Source organism: Kitasatospora humi, assembly GCF_020907985.1.
GTDB classification, from domain to species: domain Bacteria; phylum Actinomycetota; class Actinomycetes; order Streptomycetales; family Streptomycetaceae; genus Kitasatospora; species Kitasatospora humi.
On record NZ_JAJJPA010000007.1, the window covers coordinates 80,414 to 101,679 of the forward strand.

Below are 21,266 nucleotides of genomic sequence, written 5' to 3' on the forward strand. Positions count from 1 at the left end.
TGACCGCTCAGCCCACCTGGTCCGGACGGACGATGACCACGGGGCACGCCGCATGACTGGCGCAGCGCTGGCTGACCGAGCCCAGGACGGCGCGGGCGAAAGCGCCGCGGCCCCGGTTCCCGACCACCAGCACGTCCGCCCCCTCCGCCGCCGAGATCAGCACGTCGGCCGGGTTGCCCCGGACCAGCACCCGCTGCACCGGCACCGGTGGCTGCCCGCCGACGGTCTCCGCCAGCTCGGCGTCGAAGTTCCGGCGGGCGAGCTCCTCGTCCAGCCGGGTGTCGACGGCCGGAGCGCCCCAGCCGTAGTCCATCGGGACCTCGATCGCGCCGACCGCGTCGACCGTGCCGCCGACCCGCTCGGCGTAGCGCACCGCCCAGCGCAGCGCGGCCCGCGAGGAGAGCGAGCCGTCGATCCCCACCACCACTCTCGGTGCCGTCTCCGCTTCGGTCATTCCGGTTCACCTCGTCTCGTCGGGCGGACACACTCCACGCTGCGCCCGCGCGCTCCGGCCCGCCAGCAGGGAGCGACCCCGGTCCGCCAAGGGGGGCGGCCGGTCGGGTGGGCGCCCGCAAGCTGATCGGGCGGGCACCCCCAGGCCGGTCAGGCGGCGCCCGGCAGGCTGGTGATGCGCCGACCGGTGACCGTGCCGGGTCGGACGCGGATCCACAGCGGCCGCTCGCCGCCGGCCCACGGCTTCACGCGGACCTCGGCCTGCAGCCGCGACACCTCGTCCGGATCTGTCACTCGTTCGGCGGTACCCATCAGCAGCACACTCCAGCCCTGACTGCGCTGCTCGTCGATGCGGTCGGCCTGGAAGGACACCTCCGCACCCCCCTGGACCGCGGCGGCCGCCCGGGGGTCGGTCCGGTAGACGATCGCCCTCCGGTCGACCGCGTAGTTCACCGGGAACACGGACGGGCCCGGGTGGGTGGGCAGCGCGATCCGGCCCACGCCGTGGGTGCCCAGCCGGTCCCAGCACTCCTCCTCGGTGAGCCGGAAGAGCGCCGGACGCGGCGCCGGGGCCGCCTGCCCGGGCGGCGACTCGGCGCGCCCCTCGAGGAGTTCGCCGTACGACAGCCCGAGCGCCCCCGCGATCCGCAGGAAGCCGGCCGAGTCGAACGCCGGCCCGAACGTCAGCAGGTTGTCCAGGTAGTGGGGCGACATTCCCGCATCGCGCGCCAACTCGTCCGCGCTGAGGCCGAGCTGCGCCCGGCGGTCGGCGATCCGGGTGGCGATCGCCTCGGCGTCGTGCGGGGGGCCGGGCTCGGGGGTCGTCTCCATCGGGGTCTCACCCTTCGTCGTGCCTGGTCGCGGCGTGGTGGCTACCAACTCAGCGTGCTGGACGGCGCCGACGCGCACCACCCGTCCCGGGCGCCATGACGCCACCGGGGCGATATGCTCCATCATGACCCGTTTTGTAGACCTGTCATCCGATTTCGTGGAACGTCGTCCGACCGTCCCGCCGACACCACGGGAGCCAGAAGTGACCACTGGATCCACCGGACCCGCGCCGGTCAGCCCCGAAGGCCGCCGAGCGCTCGAAGCGGAGCTGGCCGAGGTACGCGCCGAACGCGCGGCGGTGGCCGCGACGCTGCGGGACAAGGACGGTGTGGGCGATCGGGCCGACGACGCCGACGAGCTGCAACGGGTCTCGGATGTGGCGCGGCTGGACCGCCGGATCCGCGAGATCGAGGCGCGGCTGACCGAGGGCGTGGTGGCCGGGAGCCCCCGGACGGACACGGTCGGTGTGGGCAGCACGGTCACCCTGCGGTTCGCGGACGGCGCCACCGAGACCTTCGAGATCAGTGAGGTCGCCAACGAGCTGGACGAGTCGCTGGTCACCGACGACAGCCCGCTCGGGCTCGCGCTGCTGGGCCGCCGGGCCGGGGAGACGGTGGAGTACGAAACGCCCGGCGGGCGGATGAGCGCCACGGTGGTGTCGATCGGCCAGGGACGGGAGCAGGCCTGAAGCCTCGTCGGGAGCCGGGGTCGCCAACCGCCTGGCGCCGCCGGCCACCGGGCGTCATCCGTCCTCGGGCGTCGGGCGTCGTCGGACGTCGGGCGTCATCCGTCGTCGGGCGTCATCCGTCCTCGGCGTCACCGCTCCTCGGATGCCGCCTGCTCGCGTTCCCGGGCGTGAGCCAGTTCCTCCCAGGTATCGCAGTCGTAGGCCGCCGCGTCGGGGTCGGCCAGCCGGGCGGTGTGCAGCGGGGCGACCAGGCGGCGCAGCGGGCGGCCGGCGGGCTCGCCCAGGGCGGCGAGCGAGGCGCGCAGCGGAGCGGTGCGGTAGGCGGCGGCGAGCGGCTGGTCCCGGCCGGTGGCGTCGACCAGCATCGCGGCCTCGGCATCGTCCAGTGCCGCCAGCAGGCGGTGCAGGGTACGGCGGTCGAGGAACGGTAGGTCTGCGGCGAGCAGCAGCACCCGCTCGGCGGTCACCAGGGGCAGCCCGGCGGCGACCGCCGCGACCGGCCCCCCGCCCGGGGGCTGCTCGCGGGTCCAGGCGACCGCGCCCCTTCCCGCCACGCCCCCTCCGACCTCGCCGCCTCCCCCCTCGCCCGCTCCGGCCGCACCTCGCCCGGCCTCTCGCCCGGCCTCTCGCTCGGGACCCACCACGACGGTGGTGCGGGCGTCGGCGCAGGCGTCCAGCACCCGGTCGAGCATGCTGCGACCGCCGACCGTCAGGCCCGGCTTGTCCACCCCACCCAGCCGCGCGGCGGCGCCGCCGGCCAGGACGAGCGCGTCGAACTCGAGCTCGGGCATCGGCTCTCCTCGGTTCACGGGTCGTCGTCGCCGTCGATTGTCCCGCGTGCCGTGGGCCGACATCCGCGCCGCCACCGGGTTGAGCCGGGCCGAGATCGAGCAGGTGCACCAGCGGGTGCTGGCCAGCCGGAGCGCCATCGTCTGCTGGGCGATGGGCATCACCCAGCACAAGCACGGCGTGGCGACCGTCCGGGAGATCGCCAACTTCCTGATGCTGCGCGGCAACATCGGCGAGCCGGGTGCCGGCGTCTGCCCGGTGCGCGGTCACAGCAATGTGCAGGGCGACCGCACCATGGGCGTCTGGGAGCAGATGCCGCAGCCCTTCCTCGACGCCCTGGGCCGCGAGTTCGGCTTCACGCCGCCGTCGCACCACGGGTATGACGCGGTGCGGGGCATCCAGGCGATGCTGGACGGCGATGCCAGGGTGTTCGTCGGCGTCGCGGGCAACTTCGTGCGGGCCACGCCGGACAGCGCCGTGACCGAGCGGGCGATGCCCAACTTCCGTCTGACGGCGCACATTTCGACCAAGCTCAACCGCTCGCACACGGTCTGCGGCGAAACCGCGCTGATCCTGCCGACGTTGGGCCGCAGCGACCGCGATGTGCAGGCGAGCGGCGAGCAGTTCATCACCGCCGAGGACTCGATGAGCGATGTGCACGCCTCCCGCGGCACGTTGCCGCCGGCCTCCCCACGGCTGCTCAGCGAGGTGGCGATCGTCGCCCGGCTGGCCCGCCTCACCTTGGGCGAGCAACCGGCCGTCCCGTGGGAGGAGTTCGAGGCGGACTACGACACCGTCCGCGACCGGATCGCCCGGGTCGTGCCCGGCTTCGAGGACTTCAACGAGCGGGTCCGCCGACCCGGCGGCTTCCACCTGCCGAACCCGGTGAACCACGCCAGCTTCCCCACGCCCAGCGGCAAGGCCGTGTTCACCCGCAACGCCTTCCAGATGCCGCTGGTACCCGCCGGCCACCTGCTGCTGCAGAGCCTGCGCTCGCACGACCAGTGGAACACCGTTCCCTACGCACTCGACGACCGCTACCGCGGCATCCACAACGCCCGGCGCGTCGTCATGGTCAACCCGGACGACCTGGCGGAGCTCGGCATCGCCGACCGCACGGTGGTGGACCTGGTGAGCGTGTGGCACGACGGCGTCGAGCGGCGCGCGGAGGGCTTCACCGTGGTCGCCTATCCCGCGAGCCGCGGCTCGGCCGCCGCGTACTACCCGGAGACCAATGTGCTGGTCCCGCTGGACAGCACCGCCGACGTCAGCAACTGCCCGACCTCCAAGAGCATCGTGATCCGCCTGGAGCCGGCACCGGCCGCCTGAGCCGTGGACACCGTGGGGCCACCACCTCCACAGCGCCATGGACTTCGCGGGGTGCCACGGTCTCCACGGCGCCACGGGCTTCGCGGCACCTTAGGCTTCACAGCGACGGCACACCCGTACAACCGAACCGAGGAGCGAACGATGGGCCGAGTGACCGCGCGACGGCGGGTGCTGCGCTTCAGGGACGGCGCGTACTCCGAGCGGCCCGACACCCTCGCCGCCGAGGAGCCGATGGAGATCCGGGTCGGCGGCCGTCCGCTGACCGTCACCATGCGCACCCCGGGAGACGACTTCGACCTCGCCGTCGGGTTCCTGGTCAGCGAGGGCGTGCTGCACAGCGCCGACCAGGTCGCGGGGATCCGCTACTGCGCCGGTGCCACGGCGGACGGCGGCAACACCTACAACGTGGTGGACGTCGCCCTGGCCCCGGGCGTCGCCGCTCCCGACGCGTCGCTGGAGCGCAACTTCTACACCACCTCGTCGTGCGGCCTGTGCGGCAAGGCCAGCCTGGACGCGGTGCGCACCACCGCGGCCTGGACCGTCGCCGAAGACCCGCTGCGCACCACCCCCGAGGTGCTGTCGGCCCTGCCCGACCGGCTGCGGGCGGCCCAGCGGGTTTTCGAGAGCACCGGGGGCCTGCACGCTGCCGGCCTGTTCAGCGCCGACGGCGAGCTGCTCGCGCTGCGCGAGGACGTCGGCCGGCACAACGCGGTGGACAAGGTCGTCGGCCACGCCCTGCGGGAGGGCCTGCTGCCACTGCGCGGCACCATCCTGATGGTGAGCGGCCGGGCCTCCTTCGAGCTGGTGCAGAAGGCGGTGATGGCGGGCGTCCCGATGCTGGCGGCGGTCTCCGCGCCGTCCTCGCTGGCCGCCGACCTGGCGGCGGAGAGCGGGCTGACCCTGGTCGGCTTCCTCCGCGGCACCTCGATGAACGTCTACACGGGCACCGAGCGGCTGCAACCCGTGCCGGTGGGCTGACCGGGATGCTGTTCCGTCAACTCGAGTACCTGGTGGCACTGGCCCGGGAGCGCCACTTCGCGCGCGCCGCCCAGTCCTGCTCGGTCTCCCAGCCGGCGCTCTCGGAGGCGATCCGCAAGCTGGAGGAGGAGCTGGACGTGCCGCTGGTGCGGCGCGGCCGCAGCTACCAGGGCCTCACCCCCGAGGGCGAACGGATCGTGCTGCGGGCCCAGCGGATCCTGGCCGACCGGGACGCCCTGCGCGACGAGGTCGGCGCCCTGCGCACCGGCCTCACCGGACGGCTGCGGATCGGCTCGGTGCCGACCGCCTCCGGCGCCGTCGCGCTGCTCACCAGCCCGTTCTGCGCGGCGCATCCGCTGGCCACCGTCGAGCTGCTGACCGATCTGCGCTCGACGGACATGGAACGCCGGTTGCGCTCCTTCGAACTCGACGCCGGGGTCACCTACCTCACCGACGAACTCGGGGACGGGTTCCACACCGTCCCGCTCTACCAGGAGCGGCACGTGCTGCTGACCAGCACCGCCGACGACCTGGCCGGCCGACCGACCGACCGCGACCTGGGCCGAGGCGTCCCGGCTGCCGCTCTGCCTGCTGGCGCCCTCGATGCAGGGGCGGCGGGTGATCGACGAGGTCTTCGCCGAGGCCGGGCTGCGGCCGGCGCCGAGGGTCGAGACGGACTCGGTGGCGGCGCTGTTCGCCCAGGTCAGGACCGGCCGCTGGGCCAGCATCGTGCCCTATGCCTGGCTGCACGTGTTCGGTGTGCCGCACGGCATGCGGGCGGTGCCGCTGGTCGAGCCCACCCGCTCGATGCCGATCGGACTGGTCATCAGCGCCCGCGAGCCCGGCTCGGTGATCGCCCGCGCCCTGGCCCACACCGCCCGACAGCTGGACCTCGCCTCCACCCTGGAACAGCTCCCCGCCCCTGCGGCCGACTGAACCGGGGGTCACTCCCCCGACGTCAGCCGTGGTGCACGGGCCCTCAGATGGGCGAACGCTTCGGCGTATCGGTCAACGTCCCCCTCGTCCTCTAAGTACACCGAGACCACCAGATAGCCCCAAGATTGCTCAACTCACCTAAGAATCGGACTGCTTGGCCACTCTCCGCTTGGCGGTTCGAGGGCGCCCTAAGATCCTCGCATGACCCAGGAGAAACTCGGTAAGATCCTCAGCTCGGTGGCCAAGAAGATGCATGCCGACTTCGAGCAATCCAAGGCCTTCAAGCACCACGGCGGTGCTGGGACCTCGCGTGAGGCCCTCACCCATAGCTTCCTGGCTGGCTACCTGCCGTCTCACGTGGAGGCGATACACGATGCCGAGATCCTGGCCGTAACCGGCGATGTCTCCCCACAATGCGACATCGTGCTCATCGACCGCGACACTCCCCCGTTGACCACGCTCAATGGATACCGAATGATCCCCAATGAGTGCGTCTACGGCGTTGTTGAGGTGAAAACCAAGCTAGACGGGGACCAGCTCAGGGATTCGTGCGAGAAGATCAGCAAAGCACGGAGGCTCCAGAAGTCTGCCTACCGGCCGATCCGGGGTCTCATCCCACGAACCACCACGGCGCACGGGCGGACCTACGAGTACTTTCCCACCTCGGGGTTCGTTGTTGCCTTCGACAGCATCAAGCTGGAGACACTCGCGGGCCATCTAATGGACTGGTGCCATGGCCGTGACCCGATTGAATGGCCAGACAGCGTCTGGGTTCTCGGCAAGGGTTACCTACAGTGGGCGGATCCGAAGAGCGGGGCTCTCTACCGGTCTCCCGTGCCCGGGGCGTCGCTCATGCAGATCGACGCCATACCGGATCAGGACATCCTGCTACCACTGGCGCTCCACCTGAACATCCACTTCTCGGACGCGTGGATGCACCCGCTCGACCTGGTGCCCTACGCTGCCGCGACACCACTGGGGAGGCCTTCCAAGCAGTGGAGGTTCTGAGCTCAGGCTCACGCCCGGCAACTGCCGCGATGCTGCCAGGGAAACCCGCCCAGCGGCATCGCGGCACGGGAACCATCAACTGAGGTCGGTAGCGCCTCCGCTTATGAAGTCACCGTTAGCCGAGCGATAGACAATCCCGACCCCACAGCGCTTCAGCAGCGGATAGAGATCCAAGTCGGGCGCAGCCGGCAGCAGTATGGCCAACTCGGGTTCGCCATCGTGTTCCGGCATGTTGATGTAGCGCCCGTAGTCGTAGAGTTGTCCGATCGCCATCCGCACGTCTTCCCGCGAGCTGGATCCCTTGACCTCGTACAGCACGTGGGCCGTCGCGTCATAGAGGTCGGCGCGCAGCGTGGAGGTCAAGCCTTTGACCTTAATCTGGAAGGCACCGGTCTGGTGACCGATGGATTCCAGGTACTCCTTGTACTGCTGGGTCAGCTCTGCCTCGCGGCGCACCGCGATGGTGGTGGCGGTGGCGGAGCGCAGACTCATCCGGGTGCTGAACTCTTCCGGCATGACGAACGTACCGCTGGTTTCCTCATGCGCAGCTGACTTCCGAGCGCCCTGGCCCTTGTTGCCCCGGGGCTTCGGGGTGGACAGGGCACCGCTCGTCGCCGGAGCCGAGTGGAGCATGGCCACGGTGACGGTTTGCGGTGGCACCAGCTCCGCGAAGGTCTTCTTCGCTGCCGGGACCACGTCCTCCGGGGAACGCTGCACTTCACCGTCGGGCCTCAGGCGGAAGACGATCACTTGACGATCGCGACCGGTTTCGCCATGCACCCTGCGCCAGACGTACGGCTGCTGACTGTCCAGGCTGAACGGCCCGAGGTACCGGTGGGTCTTCGCTCCGCCCGGCGACACCTCTCCGACTCGGGTGAACACCCTCAGAACACGGTCTTGCTCAGCGTGCTGAAGTATCGCCCGATTGCCGTTACCTGCCTGCCCCTCGAAGGTCTGGTCACCGACCTTCCCGTGGCCGGTGTACTCGAACACCGGGCCCAGCTCGTCCTCTTCGGCCAACCAGCCGTCGTAGTACCCGAGCTTCTCCCCCACGCTTGGGTCCGAGTAGAGGTTGACGCTCCGCTCCTCGATCGCGGGGCAGATGCCTCCCTGACCGCTCCCCCCGTACACCTTCTGGATCTGCGCCCGGGTACGTATGTCGCCGGGCGTGATGGCATCAGAACTGATCGTCATACCAGGTGACTTTAGATCAGTGCCGTGACAAGTGCGGGTCACTCCTGCACCCATGACTGGAGATCAACCGCATCCTGGCACCGCTCCGCCGACGTCGATTCCACGCCGCCGACCTAGGAACGGGACCAAGCCTCAGCCCCCTGCGGCAGAGACATTGACAAGGTGTCCCTCAGCCACCTGCAGGAGGCTCCGAAGGTAGACGCACAGCTCCGAGCGACGGCAAACGCTGATCGCTAGGCGGTCCTGCACGGACGCGGCACTTGTCAACCGGGCAGTATGACGCGCTCGCCCCCGCGCGCCTGGGGTGCGCCCGTGACTGAAGATCAGCTGCGCACCGCGTCCCGCCCCGCCAATGCCGGCGCCAAGCCGCCGACTGTGGACCCTGACGAGAGGCCGACGCTGCTGGCCTTGCTGAGCGGGGAGTCTTCGAGCACCGTCCTGGCGAGAGCGAGCGCATCCTCCAACTGGTCGCGGCTGGCGATGGGGAGGGCGCCGGAGTGCAGTGCGCAGGCGGCGAGGGCGTGTTCGAGGGCTGCGGTCTGCTGCGGTGCGAGGTGGCCGCGAACGCCCGGGTGGGCGAGGAGGTCGCGCAGGGCGTAGCCGTCGCCGGACTCACTCGTTCGGATTGCCAGGCAGTGCGCGATGATTTGCGCTGCGGGCGTATCGAGGCCGTTGGCGTCGAGTGCGGTCAGGGCGAGGCGGGTGGTGAAGGCGGCGAGGCCCTCTCCTGCGTTGAGGGTGAGCCAGTGGTCAGCGGCGGCCTCGGCAGCGGTGCGGTTGCCGGGGCGGCAAGGACGAGTACCGGTGTCCGGAGGACCTGCCGCCGCGGCTTGACGCTGTCCTCGGGACCGGAGGACTCTTTCAGCGCGCGTGGGCGATGGTGTTCGATGCGGACAATCGGCGGGCTGATGCGGATAAATCACGCTGCGGACAGGCAACACGAACCGGACAAGCACTCGAACGACGCATCCTGGAGGGAACTGCACCACTGCCAGCCGGAAGTGACCCCATGCAACGTCGTGCCGTTCTCGCCATCAGCGGACTTGCTGCCCTTGCCCCCTTGAACCTCATAGGACTTCTCACCCCCACGACAGCTCTACCGCTTCCCCCGCGAATCGGCCCTGGCGAGATCAGTCAGCTGAGCGAGATTGCCGACAGCCTCCAGCGATGGGACAACTCCTACGGCAGTGGCGGCATGGTCGGCCAAGTGGCCTCCAACGCCATGCGGTGGGCCGTCGGCTTGCTCTCCGTAGAGTGCCCGGAGTCGCTGCGGCCGAAGTTCCTCGCGGCCATCGCCCGTCTCGGACTGGTTGCCGGCGCCTGCCAGTTCGACATCCTCGAACACGGGTCGGCCGAGACCGCCTTCAGGATCGCGGTGGAGTGCGCCGAGGAGGGGCTCCACTGGCATCTGCGCGCCAAGGGCTACTCCCTTCTCGCGCGCCAGGCGGTTTGGACCGGTCAGGCGGACAACGGTCTGACCTACGCCGAGAAGGGCTTGGTGCGTTCGGACCGCCTGACCCCGACGGAGCAGGCGATGCTCCACACAGCCAGGGCCCGCGCATGGGGGAAGCTCCGCAATGTCCGGGAGGCCCTGGCCGCGGTGGGCGCTGCCGACGACGCGTTCTCGCGCCGGCAGCCCGGGAACGATCCAACGTGGATGAGTTACTACGACGAGGCCCAGCACAACGGCGACACCGCCCATGCGCTGTTCGACCTCGCGGTCGAAGTCGAGGGGCACGACGCCGCGCAAGCCATCAGACGGTTCACCGCAGCTGTCCGCGGTCACAGTGACCAGTACACGCGCTCGCGGGCGATCTCCTCAACGAAGCTGGCATCCCTCGTCATCGCCACCGGGGATCCCGCCGAAGGCATCGCGCTCGGACACCGCGCTGTGGCACTCTCGGGAAAGCTGACATCTCGGCGTGCAGCAGCGGATCTTAAAGAGCTCGGGAGGTACGCGGAGCGCGTCCGAACAGCTCCCGGGGCCCTTGATCTGTGCCACAAGATCAGAGCTACGGTCCAGGTATGACAGCACCAGGACCGGCGTCGTCACTCGATGTCTTGCGGGAAGCGTGCTCGGCCGCCGGCTTCGATGCGCGCGGTGCCGAGCCGCGCCGGCTCGCTGAGAACGAGACGTGGTGGCTGCCGTCGGGGATCATCGTGCGCATCGCGAGGCCGGGGCAGGAGGCTGCAGCAGTCCGGGAGGTACAGGTCGCGCGCTGGCTCGCAGAGCACGGAGTCCCTGCCGTGGCTCCGACCACGGTGGACCAGCCGGTCGTCGTGGCCGGTCGGCCGGTCACCTTCTGGGTCGAGGTGCCAAGCCACCAGCACGGCACGGTCTCCGACGTTGCTGCCGTCCTGCGGACCCTCCATTCCCTCCCTTGCCCTGACCACTTCGACATTGGCCGATTCGACCCGTTCGTTCGAATCAGGGATCGGATTGCCGCCGCCGTCACCATCGCATCCAGCGACCGTCAATGGCTGACCGATCTCCACGATCAACTCGTCCAGCAGTGGAGTGACGGACTCAGGAGCGATCGATCCGAGTGCTTCATCCACGGCGATGCGTGGCCCGGAAACATCGTCAGCACACCGAGGGCCCGCTGGTCATGGACCTCGAACGGGTTTCCGTCGGCCCGCCCGAATGGGACCTCGTGTCGACCGCGGTCCGCTGCCGGACGACCGGGGCCGTGTCACCGGCTGACTACGAGACCTTCTGCGGGACGTATGGGTACGACGTCACCACCTGGGACGGCTACCCCGTGCTCGCCGCCATACGCGAGCTCCGGATCACCGCCTACGCCGCCCAACACGCCGCCAGGAACTCCAGCTGGGAGCGCGAGGCCCAACTCCGGGTCGACTGCCTCCGAGGACGCTGTGGGCCACGCCCCTGGGCCTGGAAGGGGATTCTGTAGAGCGGGTTCCCCTTCGGGGATGCGGCGATGCGTCTGTGTGGCGCGCTCGCCCCCCGCGCGCCTAGGGTGCCCTCGTGACTGATGATCAACTGCGCACCGAGAACCGCCCCGCCGACGTCGACGCGAAGCCGCCGACCGTGGACTCCGACGAGCGGGCCACGCTGCTGGCCTTCCTCGACTACCTGCGTGAGGCGGTCGTCGCCAAGGCGCAGGGGCTGGCGGGGGACCTCGCGCGGGTGCCGGGGGTGCCGTCGGGGACGAATCTGCTGGGGCTGGTCAAGCATTTGACCGAGGCCGAGATGTACTGGTTCGAGTGGGTGTTTGACGGCGCCGAGGTGGAAGTGCCGGACTTCGGGATGGAGTTGGGCGAGGGGGACACCGAGGAGTCGGTGGTCGCGGGGTACCGGGCCGCGGTGGCGCGGTCGAACGAGGTGATCGCGCGGTGTGCGGACCTGGGGCAGGTGGCGGCGAGGGCGACCGGGAAGCAGGGGGTGCCGCGGTCGATGCGGTGGATCCTGGTGCACATGATCGAGGAGACCGCGCGGCACGCGGGGCACGCCGACATCCTGCGGGAGCAGGCGGACGGGTCGGTCGGCCGGTAGCGGGGGCCCAAGGGAGCCCATGAGGGCCCAAGGGAGCCCAAGCGGGCCCAAGGGAGCCCGAGGGAGCTCAGGGTAGGCGGGCGTCGGCCAGCGCGCACAGCAGGGCGCAGGTTTCGAAGGCGGCGGCGACCAGGACGCCGAGTTGGAAGGCGCCCGCCCAGTTGCCGTCCCGCGCGAGGTGGGCGAAGAAGACGGCGCCGAGGCTGGCGACGCCGATGGCGGTGCCGAGGCGTTGGGCGGTTTGCAGGACCCCGCCGGCGGTGCCCGCGCGGGCTACCGGGACCTGGGCCAGGGCGAGGGTCACGTTCGGCGAGATGGTCAGGCCGGAGCCGGTGCCCGCGAGCGCCAGCGGCACGGCGGTGGCGAGGGCGGCGGACTGCCCGGGCACCTCGTGGACGGCGAGCGCGGTCAGCAGGGTGCCGGTGACCACGGTGGCCAGGCCCACGATGATCAGCCGTCGGCCGTGCCGGCTGACCAGTCGGCCGCCGACCGTCGCCGCCACGCCCGACCCCACCGCGAACGGGGTGATGGCCGCGCCGGCCTGGAGGGCGCTGTAGCCGAGGCCTCGCTGCAGGAAGAGGGTGAAGGTGAAGAAGATCGGGGTGAATCCGGCGAAGTACAGCAGGCCGAGCAGCACGCCGTAGCGGTAGCCGCGGATGGCGAAGAGGGAGAGGTCCACCAGCGGCAGCGGGCAGCGCCGCTCCCATCCGACGAAGCCGGCCAGCAGCAGGATGCCGAGCGGGATCAGCGACCACTTCGCCGGGCCCCTCCACTGCTGCTCCTGCACCAGCGGCAGCAGGATCGCCAGCAGCCCGGCGGCCAGCAGCGCCACGCCCACCAGGTCGACCCGGCGGCGGCCGGTCCCGGCGAGCGCGCCGCCGGTACTGACGGGGATCAGCCGTAGGGCCAGGACGAAGGCGACCACGCTGATCGGTAGGTTGACGAAGAACACCCAGCGCCAGCCGTCCTGACTGCCCGCCAGGCTGATCAGCAGGCCGCCGGAGAGCGGTCCGACGGCGGTGGCCAGCCCGACCGTGGTGCCGAAGTAGCCGAAGGCGCGGGCTCGGGCGGGGCCGCTGAACATCTCCTGGATCAGCCCGGAGATCTGCGGCCCGAGCAGCCCGCTGGCCATGCCCTGGACCAGCCGGGAGGCGACCAGCGCCATCGCGGTGGGAGCCAGCCCGCAGGCGGCGGACGCCACCGCGAACAGCACCAGGCCGACCAGGAAGGCGGTGCGCCGCCCCCACAGGTCGCCGAGCACCCCGGCCGGGATCAGCATCAGCCCGAAGGTCAGCGCGTAGCCGGAGAGCACCCAGGACAGGTCGGCCTCGCTGGCTCCGAGCCCTCGCTCGATCGAGGGCAGCGCGACGTTGACGATGGAGACGTCCAGCAGGCTCATGAACCCGACCAGCAGGCAGACCCCCAGTGCCTTCCAGCGGCGCCGTTCGGCTGAGCGGGCGGCCTCGTCCGCCTCGGGTCCCTGGGCGGCGTCGTCGGCGGCGCGGCTGGGCGGGGTGACGTCCAAGGCGCATCTCCTGTGGTCGGGGCGGTCCGGTGGCAGGCCCGCCAACGCGCCGAAGCCCCGGCGTGCGCTGTCCCGATGGCGCGTCACCATCCTGCCCCGTGGTTCGGCGATCAGGCGGCCGCCATTCCCGGACGCGTGGGGAGTCGTGAAGATCACGAGCTGGTCTCGGTTGCCGACGGGGTGCTTGACGGCGACGGTCCGGCACGATGTCATATGTTGTGTTGCGTTTGAATCTGTTCGGTTATGACGGATTCAAGCGCCGGCCGGCCCGCACTGGCTGCGGACCGGCCGGCACTGCCGCGGAGCGCCGATCGCCATTCGGCACTCCGACCGGACTCGCCCGCCCCGCCCGCCGCCTGCGCCGCCGACGGGGCACCGGCGACGTCCGCAAGCTTCCGCGGCGGCGAGGTCGCGATGGCCGCCCATCCCGGGCGGCCGACCTCGCACATCCGCGGAGCGGCGCCCGACCGCTGAGGGTCGGTCAGGGCGCACGGCTGCTGCCGGTGCCGAGCATGACCCCTGACCGGCACCGGCAGCAGCCCGACCCGCCACTGGGTCCGCGCGCCATCTGACGCGCGCGAGAACATTTGCCAACAGTTCCGAACTGACGGGCAAGCCGCTCGCTGCCGAGCCCCACCAGCACCCGAGGCCGTTTCGCGCGGACCCGATGGCGCACAAGCAGCAGCTCACGCAGCAGCCCGACGGGCCGCCGGTCAAGCGAAGAGCGCTCGCTGGTACCGAAAACCGACGCTTGACGACCGGATCCCGTCGCTAAAAATCCAACATTGACGCACACATGAGCAATGTGAAATTGTACAGAGGCGTTCAGATCTTCCTCGTATCTCGGCCAACGGCGGCGGACGACGAAGTCCGCCGTGACCCGGTCGGTCGCACCCAGCAGACCCGACCGTCCGTACCTCAGGACGCCCTCCCCCTCTCCCGCACACCGCACCGCCCCGGCCTTCGGCCCGTCACCGCGCTCGCCGCGCGGAGCCGGCCGCTGCCCCGGGCGGCGTGCGGTGAGACGCGGGGCGGCCGTCACCGCCCACCGATCCCACTGAGAGGTGAGCCGTGCCGAAGACGCGCGTCTTCGACGACAGACCGCCGACGCTCAGCATCGTCATCCCCTGCTTCAACGAGGCCGGGGTCCTGCACCAGACCCACGCCCGACTCGCCGCGACCCTGCGCGGCATGACCGGCTACACCTGCGAACAGATCTACGTGGACGACGGCAGCACGGACGGCACCTGGGACCTGCTGGTCTCGCTGGCCCGTCGCGATCCGAGCGTCCGGACCGTGCGCTTCACTCGCAACTTCGGCCACCAGGCCGCCTGTCTGGCCGGTTTGCGCGAGGCCGTCGGCGACGCCGTGGTGGTGATCGACGCCGATCTGCAGGATCCCCCCGAGCTGATTCCCGAGCTGGCCGCCCGCTGGCGCGAGGGATGGTCGGTGGTCTCCGCCCGGCGCCGCCGCCGCGACGGCGAGACGGTCTTCAAGAAGGCCACCGCGTACGCCTATTACCGCCTGCTCAACGCGGTCGCCGATCAGCCGGCCGCCGTGGACACCGGCGACTTCCGCCTGATGGACCGTCAAGTGGTGAGCCGCTTGAGCCGGATCCGCGACAAGGACCTCTACCTGCGCGGTGCGGTCAGCTGGTTCGGCTTCGCGGAGACCAGCATCGAGTACGACCGCGCCCCGCGGGTGGCCGGCGAGACCAAGTACACCCTGCGCCGGATGCTCGCGCTCTCCCGCCGCGGACTGCTGTCCGGATCGGTCGCGCCGCTGCGGCTGTCGACCGGCCTCGGGGCCGCGGCGCTGGCCGGCGGACTGACCGCGGCCGCGATCCGCCGCGACGCCCGACTGCTGCTGCGCCCCGCCGAGTTCGGCGCCCAGGCACTGGCCATCGGCATCCTCGGCGAGTACCTGCACACCGTGTTCCGGCAGGTGCAGGACCGCCCCGGATACGTCATCGAAGAACGGTTCGACCGGGCCGTGAGCCCGCTGCCCGCCGTCGAGAGGGTCGTCCTTTGAACACGCCGTTGAGCAATGAAGCGGTGAACGCCGAAACGCCCGTCGACGTGGTCATCGTCGGCGCCGGGTTCACCGGACTGTCCGCCGCGCTGGAGCTGGCCGGCCAGGGCCTGAGCTGCCGGATCATCGAGGCCGAACCGGAGATCGGCGGCCTGGCCGGCACCTTCGAGGCCGGCGGCCACCAGCTGGACCGCTTCTACCACCACTGGTTCTCCTCCGACCACGAGATGCTGGAGCTCTGCTCGCGCCTGGGCATCTCGAGGCTGCTGGAGGCGCACGAGACCCGCACCGGCGTCTACTACGCCAACTCCGTCTACCGCCTCTCCTCCCCCCTCGACGTACTGCGCTTCGCCCCGCTCGCGATGTCCGACCGGATCCGCCTCGGCCTCATGGCGCTGCGCGCCCAACGGGTGAAGCACTGGCGTCAGTTGGAGTCCAGGACCGCCGAGGACTGGTTGGTCGCACTGGGCGGCCGGCGGGTCTACGAGGTGGTCTGGCGCCCGCTGCTGGAAGGCAAGTTCGGCAAGTACGCCGACCAGGTGGGCGCCACCTGGATGTGGACCAAGCTCCATCTGCGCGGCGGCAGCCGGACCAAGGCCGGCAAGGAAACGCTCTACTACCTCAAGGGCGGCTGCGCGGCCCTGCTGGACGCGTACCGGAGCCATCTGGAGGCGCTGGGCGTGGAGTTCCGCACCGGGCAGACCGTCGAGGCGGTGCGCCTGGAGGACGGCAGGGTGCGGGGCGTGACCGCGGGCGGCACGTTCCACCCGGCCCGGCAGGTGCTGCTGACCTGCGCCCCGCAGGCCGCCGCCGAGCTGCTCGACCAGCCGGACGCGCACGGCCACCCGGCGCTGCCCGAACTGCTGCGCCGCTGGCGGGGGGTGGACTACCTGGGCAACGTCTGCCTGGTGCTGGAGAACCACCGCCGGCTCTCCGACACCTACTGGCTCAACGTGAACGACCCGACCTTCCCCTACGTCGGCGTGATCGAGCACACCAACCTCGACCAGCCGCAGCGCTACGGCGGTCGGCACATCGTCTACCTCTCCAAGTACCTGCCGACCGACGCGGCGCTGTACACCATGACCGACGACGAGGTCTTCGAGTACAGCCTGCCGCACATCCAGCGGATGTTCCCCCGGTTCGACCGCTCCTGGGTGGAGCGCTACCACGTCTGGCGGGCCGAGTACGCCCAGCCCGTGATCACCCCGGACTACACCCGGGCCATGCCCGCCGTGGAGTCGGCGGTCGGCGGTCTCTACCTGGCCGGCATGGCACAGGTGTTCCCCGAGGACCGTGGCATCAACTACGCCGTCCGGGACGGCCGCCGGGCCGGCCGGCTGATCGCCGACCGCCGTCGCGCCCTGACCCAGCAGCCCCTCGCCACCGGGAGTTCCCTTGACTGAGCCGACCAGCGACCAGCTGATCACCCTCGACCAGGCAGGGCAGTCGACCGGCGGGCCGCTGGTCGGCCCTGACCGACCGGACCGCCGACATCAGCTCACTGCTGCTGAATTGACTGCTGGTCAACTAATCACCGTCGAGCAGGCGGAGCAGCTGACCATCGACCAGGTCCACGAGCTCTATCGGCGCCACGTCAGCCGCAGCCAGGTCTCGCTGATCGGCTCCTTCGGCTTCGGCCGCGACCTGGTGGACCACGCGGAGGGCTGCTGGATCCATCTGCGCGACGGACGGCGGATCCTGGACTTCACCGGCGGCGTCGGGGTGCTCAGCCACGGCCACAACCATCCACGGATCCTGCGGGCCCGGCAGCGGTTCCAGGAGTCCCGCCGGATGGAGGTGCACAAGAACTACCTCTCGCCCTACGTGGCGGCGCTGGGCCACAATCTGGCCGCGCTGCTGCCGGGCGACCTGACCGTCAGCTACTTCCCCAACTCCGGCGCCGAGGCGGTGGAGGGCGCGGTCAAGCTGGCCTACAAGTACCACCAGGGGCACCGCGGCACCGTGCTGCACAGCGACATCGCCTTCCACGGCAAGCTGCTGGGCGCGGCCAGCCTGACCGCCTCGCCCGAACTGCACTTCCGGTACCCGCAGATCCCCGGCACCGACAGCTTCGCCTACGACGACCTGGCGTCGTTCCTGCTGGCGCTGGACCGGCACACCACCGCCGCCGGCGAGAGCGACGTGTACGCCGTGGTGCTGGAGCCGTTCAGCGCCTCCAGCCTGCGGGAGTGCTCGCCTGACTTCCTGCGCGAGGTGCGCCGGATCTGCACCGAACGCGACATCGTGCTGATCTTCGACGAGGTGTACACGGGCTGGGGCAAGACCGGCGCGTTCTTCCACTTCATGCACCACCCGGGACTGGTGCCGGACATCGTGACCACCTCCAAGTCGTTCGGCGGCGGCAAATCCTCGATCTCCGGCTACATCGCCCGGGAGCCGGTCTTCCGGGCCGCCTACGACAACCTGTCGGACGCGACCCTGCACAGCACCACCTACTACGGATTCGGTGAGGAGACGGCCACCGCACTGGAGGCGGTCGCCGTCGCGGTGGAGGAGGACTTTCCGGGCCGGGCGCGGGAGTTGGGCGAACTGCTCGGCACCGGGCTGGCGAAGCTCGCGGCCCGGCACCCCAAGCTGGTGCACGGTGTCCAGGGACGCGGCGCGCTGCACGGCGTGTTCCTCAACCCGGGCCCCAAGATGCCGAACGCCCTGCGCTCGATGCTGCCGTCGAGCGCCGCCAGGGATCCGCAGGCGCTCGCCAAGCTGCTCACCGGTGCGGTGATCGCGGCCCTCTACCGGGACCACGGGATCCTCACCTTCTTCGGCTCCAACCGGCTGATCGCCCTGATCGTCTCGCCGCCGCTGGTGGCCGGTGCGGACGAGGCGGAGCTCTTCCTGAACGCGCTGGACGAAGTGCTGGACCAGGGGCCGGTCCGGCTGCTGTCCGGCCTGGTGCGGGAGAAGGTGGCCGGATGAGCCGGCTCTGCGACACCCTGCGCGGTTCGGGGCTGCCCGCCTGCTGGGCGGCCGAGTTCGAGGCGCTGCGGCCCAGCGCGGCCGGCGACCGGGCGGTGCGGCACACGGCCCTGAGCCTGGCCCGGATGCCGGCCGGCTACCGCTGGGCGGTGGTCGCCGCGTTACGGCTCTTCCCGTTGGCCTTCCGCCTGGTCGCGCGCCAAAGTGTGAAGAGCGCTGACGAGTTGACCACCAAGCGGACGATGGCCAGGCTGCGCCGGCTGCCCGGCTGGGCCGAGGTGCTGCGGGTCACCACCGCGCTGGCGCTGTACGGCGCGCTCGACGGCGCGGTGCCCACCGCCCGGCCGGTCCCGGTCGCCCTCGGAGGCGCCCGGTGAGGACCGCGATCGAGTGCGACGCCCTGGTGGTCGGCTCGGGTGCCGGCGGCTCCGTCGCCGCGCTGGAACTGGCCTGCGCGGGGCGCTCGGTGACCGTGCTGGAGGAGGGACCGCGGGTCTCCACCGCCGAGTTGGCCGCCACCGCACCGGCCGACTCGATGCGCCGGCTCTACCGCAACGCGGGTGCCACCGCGATCTTCGGCACCCCCGCCATCGCCTACGGCGAGGCGAGTTGTGTGGGCGGCACCACGGTGGTCAACGGCGGCCTGCTCTGGGAGCCGTCGGCCGCGCTGCTGGACCGCTGGGCGGCCTGGACCGGCTACGGCGGCTACCGGCAGGCCGCCCTGGCGCCGCACTTCGCCGGGATCAGCCGGCGGCTCGGCATGATCGTCCAGGAGCACGGCGAGGGCAATGCGGACTCCCGACTGCTGGCCGGTGCCGCCGAGCGGCTGGGCTGGCGCTGGCAGCACCCGCAGCGCGTGGTGACCGGCTGCCGGCACCGCAACCGGTGCGCCACGGGCTGCCCGAGCGGTGCCAAGCAGAGCATGGCGCTCAGCTACCTGCCGCGCGCCGAGGCCGCCGGCGCGGTGATCGAGGCGGGCGTGCGGGTGCGGCGGTTCATCCACACCGACGGCCGCGTGGTCGCCGTGGAGGCCACCGACGCGGACGGGCGGACCGTGCGCTACCGGCCGCGCACCGTCTTCCTGGCGGCCGGCCCGATCGGCACACCGGTGCTGCTGCGGCGCAGCGGGATCCACCGCGGTACGGCGGGCCGGCGGCTGGCGCTGCACCTCAACCTGCGGACGGTGGCCCGGTTCCGGCAGCCGGTGGCGGCCGACCGGGGCACCATGTTCACCGCCCAGGTGCAGGAGTTCTCCGACCTGGGCCTGCTGATGATGCCCTCCAACCTGACCCGGGGCGGGCTGGGCGCCGCGCTGGCCGGGCGCGGCCCGGGGATCGTCAACTCGCTGCTGGCGCAGTGGGATCACCTGGGGATGTACACCACCCAGGTGCGGATGCAGGGGTCGGCCGCGCTGGTCGGGTCGGTGGGCGGCACGCCGGTGCTGAGGCACGGCCTCACCCGGGCCGACCACCACGCGCTGCGCCTGGCGTTCCGCCGTACGGCAAGGCTGCTGTTCGCGGCGGGGGCCATCGAGCTGCTGCCGCCGAGCAGTTCGGCGCCGGCCCTGCGCAGCGCGGCCGACGTGGACCGGTTCTGCAGTGAAGTCAAGCCCGGTGACTGGGAGTTGGTCTCGGTGCACGGCATGGCGAGCTGTCGGATGGCGCTGCCGGAGCGCGGCGGCGTCTGCGACGACCACGGCCGGCCGCACGGCCTGGCAAATCTCCACCTGTGTGACGCGAGCGTGCTGCCGGGCGCCTCGGGCATCAGTCCGCAGGGAACCATCATGTCCTTCGCCCATGAGATCGTGGGCCGCCATCTGGAGAGCGCATGACCGAAACAGTGGCTGTGGAGCGGCGGCCGGCCGACGACACCCGCGTCTTCAACCGCACCGCGGTGGTGGCCTCGTGTGCCGCCTTCGTGCTGATCGGTGCGCTGCAGGCGTTCTACGGACCGGCCATCCCCGGCCTGCGGTCGAAGTTCGCGCTCACCCCGGCAGCCGCCGGGCTGGCGCTGAGCGCGCACTTCGTGGGCGGGGTGGCCGGAGTGCTGCTGTTCGACCGGGTGTACGGCCGGGTCAGCAACCGCCGGGTGCTGGCCGCCTCCCACCTGCTGATGGCGCTGGGCGCGACGGGGTTCGCGCTGGCGCCGTCCTGGCCGCCCGCACTGGGCGCCGCGCTGCTGGCCGGCTTGGGCTTCGGCGGGATCGACTACGGTCTCAACCGGCTGTTCGCGGTCGGCTTCGGGCAGCGCTCCACGGCGATGCTCAACGTCCTCAACGCGCACTTCGGGATCGGCGCGATCCTGGGCCCGGCGTTGGTGGGCGTGGTGGGGGCGCACCGCTATCCGGCGGTCTTCCTGGCCTTCGCGGTGGCCTGCCTGCCGCTGGCGCTCTGCCTGCGCGGAGTCGGCGACACCGCGCGGGCCGCCGAGGCACCGGGCCCGGTGGACGTCCGCAACCGCAGCCTCGCCGCGGTGCTGGCCGTGTTCGTGCTGCTCTACGTGCTGCACGTGGGCGTCGAGGCGGGCGTGGGCGGCTGGGAGCCGACGCACCTGGAGACCATCGGCTACGCGACGGGCCTCGCGGCCACCGCCACCTCGGTCTACTGGTTGATGCTGACGCTGGGCCGGTTCCTGGTCGCCCCGCTGGCGCTGCGGTTCTCGGCGCCGGCGATCATCGCGGTGTCCTGCGCCGGGATGACGGTCTGCCTGCTGCTGGCCACCGTGCGACCGGTCGCCCCCTACGCCTATGCCGGGGTGGGCCTGTTCATCGCCCCGATCTTCCCGACCGGCCTGCCCTGGCTAAACCGGGCGGCGCCCCAGGCGCAGCGGGCCGGGGCGCTGGTCATCGCCGCCTCGATGGTGGGCGGGGTGGCGGCCGGCCCGGCGCTCGGCAAGGCGATCGAGTGGTCGGGGATCCGGGCCGTTCCGGTGGTGCTGGGCGCGGTGTCGGCGCTCTGCCTGGCCGCGACGGCCTGGCTGGTCCGAGCCACCCGGTCGGGCCAGGGCCGGTGGGGCCGGTAGCGTCGCGCCTGATGCGCCCCGCCCGC

At 71.4% G+C, this 21,266-nt stretch carries 18 protein-coding genes and 3 pseudogenes; 15 read left to right on the forward strand and 6 right to left on the reverse strand.

Translation table 11 applies throughout. From position 1 onward, the window contains the following. Positions 1–7: 7 nt before the first annotated feature. Positions 8–454, reverse strand: a complete 447-nt coding sequence (locus LN042_RS09780; RefSeq protein ID WP_230050505.1) for a universal stress protein — start codon at positions 452–454, stop codon at positions 8–10. Positions 455–603: 149 nt separating this feature from the next. Further along, positions 604–1,284, reverse strand: a complete 681-nt coding sequence (locus LN042_RS09785; RefSeq protein ID WP_230050507.1) for a helix-turn-helix domain-containing protein — start codon at positions 1,282–1,284, stop codon at positions 604–606. Between the two features lie 202 nt (positions 1,285–1,486). Here LN042_RS09785 and LN042_RS09790 point away from each other — a divergent pair, with 202 nt between their 5' ends. Then, entirely contained in the window at positions 1,487–1,972 is a 486-nt protein-coding gene (locus LN042_RS09790) for a GreA/GreB family elongation factor (RefSeq protein WP_230050509.1), read from the forward strand. Between the two features lie 128 nt (positions 1,973–2,100). Here the strand turns inward: LN042_RS09790 and mobA are convergent, their stop codons facing one another. Then, on the reverse strand, positions 2,101–2,763 hold the full coding sequence (gene mobA, locus LN042_RS09795; protein ID WP_308191785.1) for a molybdenum cofactor guanylyltransferase: 663 nt from the start codon (positions 2,761–2,763) through the stop codon (positions 2,101–2,103). A 52-nt stretch (positions 2,764–2,815) separates the two neighbouring features. Between mobA and LN042_RS09800 the strand changes: the two are divergent. The 4 genes and pseudogenes from LN042_RS09800 to LN042_RS09815 form a co-directional block, all read left to right on the forward strand. Continuing rightward, positions 2,816–4,090, forward strand: a pseudogene (locus LN042_RS09800) (molybdopterin dinucleotide binding domain-containing protein); the annotation flags it as partial. A 141-nt stretch (positions 4,091–4,231) separates the two neighbouring features. Then, positions 4,232–5,068 carry a formate dehydrogenase accessory sulfurtransferase FdhD gene (fdhD, locus tag LN042_RS09805; protein ID WP_230050510.1) on the forward strand — a complete coding sequence of 279 codons (837 nt, stop codon included), beginning with the start codon at positions 4,232–4,234 and terminating at the stop codon, positions 5,066–5,068. A gap of 5 nt (positions 5,069–5,073) precedes the next feature. Then, positions 5,074–6,004 (forward strand): annotated as a pseudogene (locus tag LN042_RS09810) (LysR family transcriptional regulator). A 201-nt stretch (positions 6,005–6,205) separates the two neighbouring features. After that, positions 6,206–7,012 (forward strand): DUF6602 domain-containing protein, encoded by an 807-nt coding sequence (locus tag LN042_RS09815; protein WP_230050512.1) that lies wholly within the window; start codon positions 6,206–6,208, stop codon positions 7,010–7,012. A 75-nt stretch (positions 7,013–7,087) separates the two neighbouring features. Here LN042_RS09815 and LN042_RS09820 read toward each other — a convergent pair whose 3' ends face one another. Both LN042_RS09820 and LN042_RS09825 read right to left on the reverse strand, forming a co-directional pair. Continuing rightward, complete coding sequence (locus tag LN042_RS09820; RefSeq protein WP_230050514.1) at positions 7,088–8,206, reverse strand: SRA domain-containing endonuclease; 1,119 nt, start codon at positions 8,204–8,206, stop codon at positions 7,088–7,090. A 323-nt stretch (positions 8,207–8,529) separates the two neighbouring features. After that, on the reverse strand, positions 8,530–9,162 hold the full coding sequence (locus LN042_RS09825) for a hypothetical protein (protein ID WP_230050516.1): 633 nt from the start codon (positions 9,160–9,162) through the stop codon (positions 8,530–8,532). On the opposite strand from LN042_RS09825, the gene LN042_RS09830 reads away from it, so the two are divergent. The 4 genes and pseudogenes from LN042_RS09830 (at position 9,084) to LN042_RS09845 (ending at position 11,723) form a co-directional block, all read left to right on the forward strand. Next, a complete protein-coding gene (locus LN042_RS09830) occupies positions 9,084–10,235 on the forward strand; it encodes an NsdA family TPR-like regulatory protein (protein WP_504871020.1) in 1,152 nt (383 codons plus the stop codon). The two genes, LN042_RS09825 and LN042_RS09830, sit on opposite strands and share 79 nt — an antisense overlap. Further along, positions 10,232–10,738: pseudogene (locus LN042_RS37650) on the forward strand (phosphotransferase); the annotation flags it as partial. The gene LN042_RS09830 and the pseudogene LN042_RS37650, both read left to right, overlap by 4 nt. Positions 10,739–10,896: 158 nt before the next feature. Further along, entirely contained in the window at positions 10,897–11,121 is a 225-nt protein-coding gene (locus tag LN042_RS37655; RefSeq protein ID WP_230050807.1) for a hypothetical protein, read from the forward strand. A gap of 74 nt (positions 11,122–11,195) precedes the next feature. Further along, on the forward strand, positions 11,196–11,723 hold the full coding sequence (locus LN042_RS09845) for a DinB family protein (protein ID WP_230050519.1): 528 nt from the start codon (positions 11,196–11,198) through the stop codon (positions 11,721–11,723). A gap of 67 nt (positions 11,724–11,790) precedes the next feature. Here LN042_RS09845 and LN042_RS09850 read toward each other — a convergent pair whose 3' ends face one another. Next, on the reverse strand, positions 11,791–13,248 hold the full coding sequence (locus LN042_RS09850) for an MFS transporter (RefSeq protein ID WP_230050520.1): 1,458 nt from the start codon (positions 13,246–13,248) through the stop codon (positions 11,791–11,793). 1,071 nt (positions 13,249–14,319) lie between these two features. On the opposite strand from LN042_RS09850, the gene LN042_RS09855 reads away from it, so the two are divergent. The 6 genes from LN042_RS09855 to LN042_RS09880 all read left to right on the forward strand — a co-directional run bounded on the left by LN042_RS09855 (position 14,320) and on the right by LN042_RS09880 (position 21,240). Further along, the gene (locus LN042_RS09855; protein ID WP_230050521.1) at positions 14,320–15,279 is read left to right on the forward strand and encodes a glycosyltransferase family 2 protein; all 960 of its coding nucleotides are present in this window, start codon (positions 14,320–14,322) and stop codon (positions 15,277–15,279) included. Between the two features lie 23 nt (positions 15,280–15,302). Then, entirely contained in the window at positions 15,303–16,685 is a 1,383-nt protein-coding gene (locus tag LN042_RS09860; RefSeq protein WP_230050523.1) for an NAD(P)/FAD-dependent oxidoreductase, read from the forward strand. 109 nt (positions 16,686–16,794) lie between these two features. Continuing rightward, complete coding sequence (locus LN042_RS09865) at positions 16,795–18,219, forward strand: aspartate aminotransferase family protein (RefSeq protein ID WP_230050786.1); 1,425 nt, start codon at positions 16,795–16,797, stop codon at positions 18,217–18,219. Next, complete coding sequence (locus LN042_RS09870) at positions 18,216–18,596, forward strand: hypothetical protein (RefSeq protein ID WP_230050525.1); 381 nt, start codon at positions 18,216–18,218, stop codon at positions 18,594–18,596. The genes LN042_RS09865 and LN042_RS09870 overlap by 4 nt, the downstream gene beginning before the upstream one ends. Then, complete coding sequence (locus LN042_RS09875) at positions 18,593–20,050, forward strand: GMC family oxidoreductase (protein ID WP_230050526.1); 1,458 nt, start codon at positions 18,593–18,595, stop codon at positions 20,048–20,050. The genes LN042_RS09870 and LN042_RS09875 overlap by 4 nt, the downstream gene beginning before the upstream one ends. Beyond that, a complete protein-coding gene (locus LN042_RS09880) occupies positions 20,047–21,240 on the forward strand; it encodes an MFS transporter (RefSeq protein ID WP_230050528.1) in 1,194 nt (397 codons plus the stop codon). Before LN042_RS09875 ends, LN042_RS09880 begins: the two co-directional genes overlap by 4 nt. Positions 21,241–21,266 lie beyond the last annotated feature (26 nt).